8 protein-coding genes are annotated in these 7,713 nt (G+C 64.6%); 4 read left to right on the top strand and 4 right to left on the bottom strand.

The annotated features are described in order from the left end of the window. Both KF785_16610 and KF785_16605 read right to left on the bottom strand, forming a co-directional pair. The coding region (locus KF785_16610; protein ID MBX3148388.1) for a hypothetical protein at positions 1–780 on the bottom strand (780 nt) is incomplete at its 3' end. Between the two features lie 17 nt (positions 781–797). Beyond that, positions 798–1,367, bottom strand: coding sequence for a hypothetical protein (locus tag KF785_16605; protein MBX3148387.1), 570 nt, complete (start codon positions 1,365–1,367; stop codon positions 798–800). Between the two features lie 679 nt (positions 1,368–2,046). On the opposite strand from KF785_16605, the gene KF785_16600 reads away from it, so the two are divergent. From KF785_16600 to KF785_16585, 4 genes are all read left to right on the top strand, one after another. Further along, positions 2,047–2,958 (top strand): alpha/beta hydrolase, encoded by a 912-nt coding sequence (locus KF785_16600; GenBank protein MBX3148386.1) that lies wholly within the window; start codon positions 2,047–2,049, stop codon positions 2,956–2,958. Positions 2,959–2,969: 11 nt separating this feature from the next. Further along, the gene (locus KF785_16595; protein MBX3148385.1) at positions 2,970–3,242 is read left to right on the top strand and encodes a hypothetical protein; all 273 of its coding nucleotides are present in this window, start codon (positions 2,970–2,972) and stop codon (positions 3,240–3,242) included. Positions 3,243–3,291: 49 nt separating this feature from the next. Continuing rightward, complete coding sequence (locus tag KF785_16590; GenBank protein ID MBX3148384.1) at positions 3,292–4,761, top strand: amidohydrolase family protein; 1,470 nt, start codon at positions 3,292–3,294, stop codon at positions 4,759–4,761. A 75-nt stretch (positions 4,762–4,836) separates the two neighbouring features. Beyond that, the gene (locus KF785_16585) at positions 4,837–5,847 is read left to right on the top strand and encodes a 2-hydroxyacid dehydrogenase (GenBank protein ID MBX3148383.1); all 1,011 of its coding nucleotides are present in this window, start codon (positions 4,837–4,839) and stop codon (positions 5,845–5,847) included. A 50-nt stretch (positions 5,848–5,897) separates the two neighbouring features. Here the strand turns inward: KF785_16585 and KF785_16580 are convergent, their stop codons facing one another. Together KF785_16580 and KF785_16575 are read right to left on the bottom strand one after the other, a co-directional pair. After that, complete coding sequence (locus tag KF785_16580) at positions 5,898–6,440, bottom strand: MOSC domain-containing protein (GenBank protein MBX3148382.1); 543 nt, start codon at positions 6,438–6,440, stop codon at positions 5,898–5,900. 86 nt (positions 6,441–6,526) lie between these two features. Continuing rightward, a complete protein-coding gene (locus KF785_16575; GenBank protein ID MBX3148381.1) occupies positions 6,527–7,627 on the bottom strand; it encodes a calcium/sodium antiporter in 1,101 nt (366 codons plus the stop codon). Between the last annotated feature and the right edge of the window lie 86 nt (positions 7,628–7,713).

The raw sequence follows: 7,713 nt of genomic DNA, 5'->3' as shown, positions 1-7,713 counted from the left end.
CGGGGTGAGCCCCGTTAGGCGGAGCGCCCCCGAATCGGCGATGACGTCGTTGGTTTGCAGGTCGAGTTCGTAGGTGCCGATCCCGCCCGTCTCGAGTGCCTGCTGCAGCCGCCGTTCGGCCGTGCGCTGCTGCCCGAGGGCTCGCTGGGCCTGTCGCAACGCGTCGGCAACGGATGACGTGGCGAGACGAAGCACCACCAGGCCGATGCTCACATAGAACATCGCCAGAACCCACAGCGTGGTGACGTGATAGGGCGGGCGCTGCATCGGGAGGTCGTCATTCAGCTCGAGCACGACCAGGCTCAGGCTCCCCAACGCAAAGGCCACGGTGGCCAAGACACCGGCCTTGAAGTCCAGCACGACACCGGCGAGCACCGCGATGACGATGAGCGCCTGGACTCCAGGACTTCGAATGCCGCCAGTCGTGGGTGCATCCAGAAGCACCACAGCCATCAGGCCTGCAACGAGGGTCAGTCCGGCCAGGAGGGTTCGACCGGTCCGATTGAGGAGCAACGAGCTGAGGCAAACGCCGGCGACACCGACGGCTGTGGCAGTGGCAGGAAGGGCGTGCTCGGGCTGGAGCAGGGCAACGGCGGCCATGGCCGGGACGACGATCCCGATGGTTGCCTTGGCAACAGTTGCCACCCGCCGGGCCTGGGCGCCTGCCTCGGCGTCGAATGGATCCGGCTGGACGGTTCGGTCGCTCGTAGTGGCCTCGTTGAGCGGGCGGCTGGTCGGAGCCCGTACTGAGACGCTAACGCCGGTAACCTGCCGCGGCAAGAGACTCTGCTACACCGTCATCCCTCGTCGACTCCATCATCCAGCAGCTGCAGCATCCGCTCACTGCACGACGGGCACATCCCGTGGGTGATGGCAGGCAGCTGGTCTCGTTCGAACAGCCGCAGGGCGGTCAGCGCCTCCTCGACCTCGCACCAGCGTCCGTCGAGATCGACTGCCTTACACCACCCGCACATTCGCAGAAGGTCGCCGCCATGCTCCCGTCGAGGCTCGAGCAGTGCCACGGGTGGCCGAGCCTCGACTCGCTCCATGGTGGTTTCGATCCGAAGGCCGGCGGGGTTTCGCGGCTCGATCCGGAACTCCATGAAGCGACGAAGCGTGGGCGAGTCGCACCGAAAGGGAAATTCGATGGCCCTCCCGGTCTCTGTCACGCGCTTAAACAGGCGGTCGAACACCTGCTCACTGGTCGAATCCGCGATGCACGACAGCGCGGACTGGCCCAGCGGTCCGGGTGGGGGCACGAGCTCCGGTGCCCGGTTGGTCATCGCGAACTCTGCCCAGCCAGCCCCAACGCTGACGATGCGCAGTTTCTCGTCGAGTTCGTACACGCAGCTGATCGATCCTGCCATTTCGTACCCTCCCCTGTCTTGGACCACGATCCGTCAGGGCGACCGATCGTTACTCCGCGGCCAGAACCTCCTTGACTTTGCGCAGCAGCCTGTCCGGAGTGAAAGGCTTATGCAGGAAGGCAACATCGCCGTCCAGGACACCGTGTCGCACGACGACATCATCCGTGTTTCGCACCGTGGCCACGATGGCCTTGGCGAGGTCGTGCAGATCTGGAAGCGCCCTTTGACGTCCTCGTCGGAGCCGGAACCAGGCTGGGGGCCAACGGATCGTCGGTCTGAACGAGGGATCAAAGACTGTTGGGAACATCAGAGATTGTGGGCGGTTTGTCCATGCCCTGAGGTTTCGGGGGTGGGCCGGCCGGCATGCGCGCGGATCTCGCGTCCGGCGCGGCGCCTGTTACGGCCTGCCGGGGGCAAGGTCGAGCATCGTTGCGATGACCGCAACGATCAACTGGGGCTCGGAGTCGGGCCAGCGAGCGGCCGGCCCAGTCGGTGAACGCCGGCATCATCGAACGCCGCCGGACCGGTACGCCCGTGAAACGTTGGCAATTGCGCAACGTATGGTGTCGGCGTCAACTTCGACGGTCTGGTCGGACGCGCCGATCCCCGGTGCGCGCCAGGCCGCCCGGTTCCCCGCGCCCTTGCGGATGCCGGAGTCTATAACGACCTGGAATTCGCCATGAGATCAGGTGTGGTGGCAGCGCTGCTCTTCGCAAGCTCGGCAGGCGCCCTCGATGCGCAGCTACTGACGAGGCCGGTGCCGAACCGCGGCGTCGAGTCGTTCACTTTTCAGTCGCCCTCGATGGGGGTGCGCTTTTCCCTCAACGTCGGGATGCCGACCGGGTACAAGGCTGGCGACGGCAAGAAGTACCCTGCGCTGATCGTGACGGACGGCGACTTCGTGTTCGGCAACGTCTACGAGGCGGCCAACACCCTGTCGGGCGCGATCAGCCCGCTGTTCATCATCAGTATTGGAACCTCCCTCGAAGAGGGCGAGCAGGAGCACACCAAGCGGCGTATCTACGAGTTCTCGCCGCCGGGGTGGGATCGCAACGACACCTTCGGCCGTCTGCTCACCGGGTTCTGCAAGAGCCTCGGGACCGCGGATGACCGGTGCACCGGCGGCTCGGGCAAGTTCCTCTCGGCCATCGTCAGTGAGATGATTCCCGCGCTCGCCGCGAAGTATCCCATCGACACCGACCAGCTCGGGCTCTTCGGCCTCTCGGCCGGTGGCTTCTTTGCCTCGTGGTCGATTTTCCAGCCAGGTTCGCCGTTCAAGAACTACATCATCTCGAGTCCGGCGATGGCGTACGGCAACGGAGAGATCTTCCGGCAGGAAACAAGCTACGCAAAGAGCAACAAGGATCTCCGGGTCGGCATCTACCTCGCGGCCGGGGTGCTCGAAGCGACCGATGCTCAGCTCGAAGGCATCGGCGAGATCGTGAGCGGGATGTCGCATCTGGCCGGCGTCCTTTCGAGCCGCTCCTACCCCGGACTCAAGCTGACGATCGAGTACCATCCAGGGATGGGCCATACCGACGTCATGGCTGCGTCCGTCGTGCGGGGCCTGCGCACGCTGTACCCCAAGTAAGCGAGCCGCCGGTGCAGATTCAGCCCAATCCCCGCGAGGCGGACCGCCGCCTCTACCCCATCCTGGAGCGGTATTCCCGCGGCGAGATAGGCGCCGCCGATGCGGCTTTCGAGATTCAGGCCACGGGATTGCCCGGATTTGAAGACCCGAGCGCCTCAGAAGTAGTGCTCTGGTCGATTGCGGCGGGCTTCGGGATTCCCTCTCCCTCAAGTGAAGAGGCGGCCGCTGAGGCCGACAGGATCCTGCGCCGGATGAGGGAAGGACGTGCGGATCGGTCCGACTGATGGTGCCGGCGTCAATCGTCGGCCTGCCGGACCGATGATAGATTGCGGCATGACCACAATGATCCGCGCCGGCCTGACCGGCCCACTGCTGCTCCTCGCGCTGGCCGCCTGCGCCCCCGCGCCAACCTACGACATCGTGCTCTCGGGCGGGCGGGTGATGGATCCCGCTTCGGGCCTCGACGCGGTCCTCAACGTCGGCATCATCGGCGACAGCGTTGCGGCTTTGTCGGACGCACCGCTCAAGGGTAAGGATGTCGTAGACGTGACCGGACTGGTCGTCGCGCCCGGTTTCATCGATCTCCACGCCCATGGCCAGACACAGAGTGATATGGAGATCCAGGCGCGCGACGGAGTGACCAGCGCGCTCGATATGGAAGCAGGTGTTTACCCGGTTGCCAAGTGGTACGCCTCGCGTGAGGGGAAGTCGCCGCTCAACTACGGTGGCACGGTGAGTCATCGGGGTACGCGGTTCGCCGTGTTTCATGATGGCGTCGAGGCCCTCCACGGCGCGACCAACCCCGGCCCAATCAGCGCACTCGGCCCCATGCCGGCAGGTGCGAATCAGCCGGCAACGGAAGAGCAGATCCAGGCCATGGAGCGGCTGGTCGCCGAAGGGCTCGATCAGGGTGCGCTCGGAGTCGGTTTCGGAATCAACTATTCGCCGGGGGCCAGCGCGGAGGAAATTACCCGGCTGTTTCGGGTTGCCGCCGCGCGGAAGATTCCGGTCTACGTCCACACCCGGGCGTTCGGCATTGGCCCGATTCGGGAGGCGATCGCGACGGCGCGCGAGGCCGGGGCCGCGCTCCACGTGGTGCACGTCGGCAGCAGCTCGCTGGGCGACCTGCCCGCAGTGCTTGCCTTGCTCGATTCTGTACAGGCCGCCGGTCAGGATGTCACGACGGAAGTCTATCCCTACACCGCCGGGTCGACCCTGCTGCAGTCCGCCATGTTCAACCCCGGTTGGCAGGCCAATCTTCGCGTCGACTATCCGGACCTGGCGTGGTCACTCACGGGCGAGCGTCTCAACCGCGAGAGTTTCGAGCGGTACCGCAAGCAGGGTGGCTGGGTCGTGATCCATATGATGAAGGAAGAGAACATCGTCAAAGCCATCGGCCACCCGGGCGTCATGATCGCGAGCGACGGCGTTCCCTATGTCAACGGAACCGGTCATCCCCGCGGTGCGGGTACCTACGCACGCATACTCGGTCGCTATGTGCGCGAGCAGCAGGTGCTGACCCTGATGGATGCGCTGGCCCGGATGACCATCCTGCCCGCCCGCCGGCTCGAACCGAGTGTGCCGATGATGGCCAGGAAGGGACGAGTCGCCGTTGGAGCGGATGCGGACCTGACGGTTTTCGATCCGGCTCGGGTGATCGATCGTGCGACTTTTGCCGAGCCGGCACTCCGGTCAGAGGGCATTCCTCACGTGCTCGTGAATGGTACCTTCGTGGTTCGGGACGGCGAGAATGTGGCGGGCGCCCTGCCAGGCCGGCCGGTCCGCGGTCCGCTCAAGCCCTGAACTGAGGGCGTTCTGTCGAGCCACCCCGGGGGCGGTATGACCCGGGCCGCGCAAAATTGACGAAGGTTGGGGTTGATGAGAGTTGCCGTGTTCAGCACCAAAACCTACGATCGCGAGTTTCTGGCGGCTGCCAATCGTGAAAAGGGTGCCGGGTACGACCTCCGCTTTCTGGAGCCGCGCTTGGGCCTCGACACCGTCGAACTGGGCCATAGCGCGGAGGCTGTGTGTGCCTTCGTCAATGACATACTCGACAGACCGGTGCTGGAATCGCTCCGTGCGGGCGGGACGAAGCTGGTCGCGCTGCGCTGTGCCGGATTCAACAACGTTGACCTGGTCGCGGCGCGCGATCTTGGTATCGCAGTCGCGCGAGTACCCGCGTATTCGCCTGAGGCAGTGGCCGAACATACGGTGGCCCTGATCCTGTCCCTCAATCGAAAGATCCACCGGGCGTATGCGCGGGTCCGTGAGGGGAACTTTTCCCTCGATGGCCTGCTCGGGTTCGATCTCAAGGGCTGCACGGTCGGCATCGTTGGTACCGGCAAGATCGGGCTGGGTGTTGCGCGGATCATGCTCGGCTTCGGCTGTCACGTGATCGGGTTTGACCCTCGCGAGGAGAGCGAGTTCACCCGGATCGGCGGGCGCTACGTCGGCATCGACGACCTGCTTGCGCGATCCGATATTCTGACCCTCCACTGCCCGCTAACGCCGCAGACCCGACATCTCGTTGACGCCAAGGCCATCGATACCATGAAGTCTGGCGCCATGCTCATCAATACGGGGCGCGGCGCGCTGGTTGATACCCGTGCCCTCATCGCCGGGCTCAAGAGTGGCAAGCTTGGTCATGTCGGCCTGGACGTCTACGAGGAGGAAAGCGATCTCTTCTTTGAGAACCTGTCAGGGCAGATTATTCAGGATGACGTTTTCGCACGACTGCTCACCTTTCCCAATGTCCTGATCACTGGTCATCAGGGCTTCTTCACGAGAGAAGCACTGACTGCCATTGCCGAGACCACGATCGGCAACCTGTCGAGCTTCGAACGGACCGGGCGGCCCGCTCATCCGGTTTCGGTGGAGATGCTGGCATGAGATTCGGTCGGGTTCTCGACTAGCCGCAGAGGTGCGGCGACCAGCGCGCGCTACACCGGCTCGAGCGCCCGTCCATGATCAGGGATGTGCATCACCACAATCGGGTCGCCGGGCGCCACACGTCCTGACGCGAGCACGATGGCCATGATGCCGGCCTTTCTGATGAGACTCCCGTCTGCCCCCTTTTCCAGCACCGCGGCAAGCAGGCCCGGTCTGAACGCCTCGATCTGTGCGCAGGGATTTCGAAGCCCGGTGACCTGGACGACCGCGGCCCCGCCGATTTTCAGAACGGTACCATCACGCAAGCTGAGCAAGTCAAGATTGCTGGTCGTGATGTTCTCACCGAGCTGTCCCGGTGCCACTGGCATTCCAGCCCGCTCGAGCTCATGCAACAGCTCATGCTGAAGCAGATGGACCTGGCGAAGGTTCGGTTGGCTCGGGTCTCTCGCGACCCGTGACCGGTGCTTCACGGTGACCCCGAAATGTGCATCGCCGGCAACCCCGCGATCCTGAACCAGGTCGATCCACGGCTGCGCGTCTTTGGAGAACGCGTGGACCGGCTTGGCATGCACGGCAACGACGTGACCGGACATGTATGAGCTTCCTCGACCGGGAGTGATGCTTGGAAGTTAATCGCTGAGCGGAGCCGCGGGCCGAGACGGCAACGGGGGCTGCCTCGTCAGGTCGGCTGCGATGGGGTTGGGGCTTTGTTCTTGAGAGCCCGAACACTGAGAACCAGCAGTGTCACCAGGGTGAGCGGGATCACGAAGAGTCCCATCATCGCGCTGTACGCCGGCAGTGCATCGTGGCTCGCTGAATCGAGGATCAGGTAGAGGGTGTACCCGGCATAGTACGCCAGGAACAGGAACCCCTCCCAGCGCGCAATCTGGTAGCCGGTGAAGAAGATCGGCAGGCAGGCGACGCTTGCCGCGATCACGACCGGCAGGTCGAATCTGAGCACTGCGGGCGCGACCGGTATCCCATTGCTCGCAACAATGCTCGAGAGGCCCGTGATCGCGAGGATGTTGAAGAGGCAGCTGCCCACCACGTTGCCGACCGCAAGGTCACGCTCGCCTCTGATGCTTGCCAGGACCGAGGTCGCCACCTCGGGCAGCGACGTCCCTGCTGCGACGATGGTGAGCGCAATCACCAGCTTGCTGACACCCAGTGCCTCGGCCATGGAGACGGCGCTGGTGACGAGCCAGCGGGATCCCAGCATCAGTGTCGCCAGGCCGACAACGATCATCCCGACGTTGAGGAGGCGCTGCTTGATTCGGGTCGATTGCCCGGCTGACTCTGCCGCCGGCGCGGAGGGCGCCGGCTGGGGTTGGTGCGCGCTCGTTCGAAGAACGAACACGCAGTACCCGACGATGCCGCCGGTGAGAATGATTCCGTCGATCCGGCCGATGCTGCCGTCGGTTGCCATGACGAGCAGGAGAACGGAAGCGCCGATCACCAGCGGTATATCGAGTCGCACCAGCTGCTGGGCAACGACGAGCGGCGTGATTGCGGCGCTGAGCCCCAGGATGAACAGGATGTTGAAGAGGTTGCTGCCCAGGACGTTGCCAAGCGCGATGTCCGGTTCACCGGCCGTGCTCGCCTGGACGCTCACAGCCAATTCGGGCGCACTGGTCCCGAAGGCGACAACCGTGAGGCCGATAACCAGCGGTGAGATGCCGAGTGCGGTAGCCAGACGCGAGGCACCTCTGACGAGGAGGTCAGCTCCTGCAATGAGGAGCACGGCCCCGACGACGAAAAGAATCAGGGTGGCCGGGGTCACGAGCGGACCATTCCGCAACGAACGCTAGCGCCGGCCGGTCGACCCCGGGGGGCAGCGCCGTTTGGAGGGAGGTGCGGCCCGCAACG

The organism is Gemmatimonadales bacterium, from assembly GCA_019637315.1.
Taxonomy (GTDB): Bacteria; Gemmatimonadota; Gemmatimonadetes; order Gemmatimonadales; family GWC2-71-9; genus SHZU01.
Note: the sequence above shows the minus strand (reverse complement) of the source record. Positions and strands in the feature narration are given on the sequence as shown.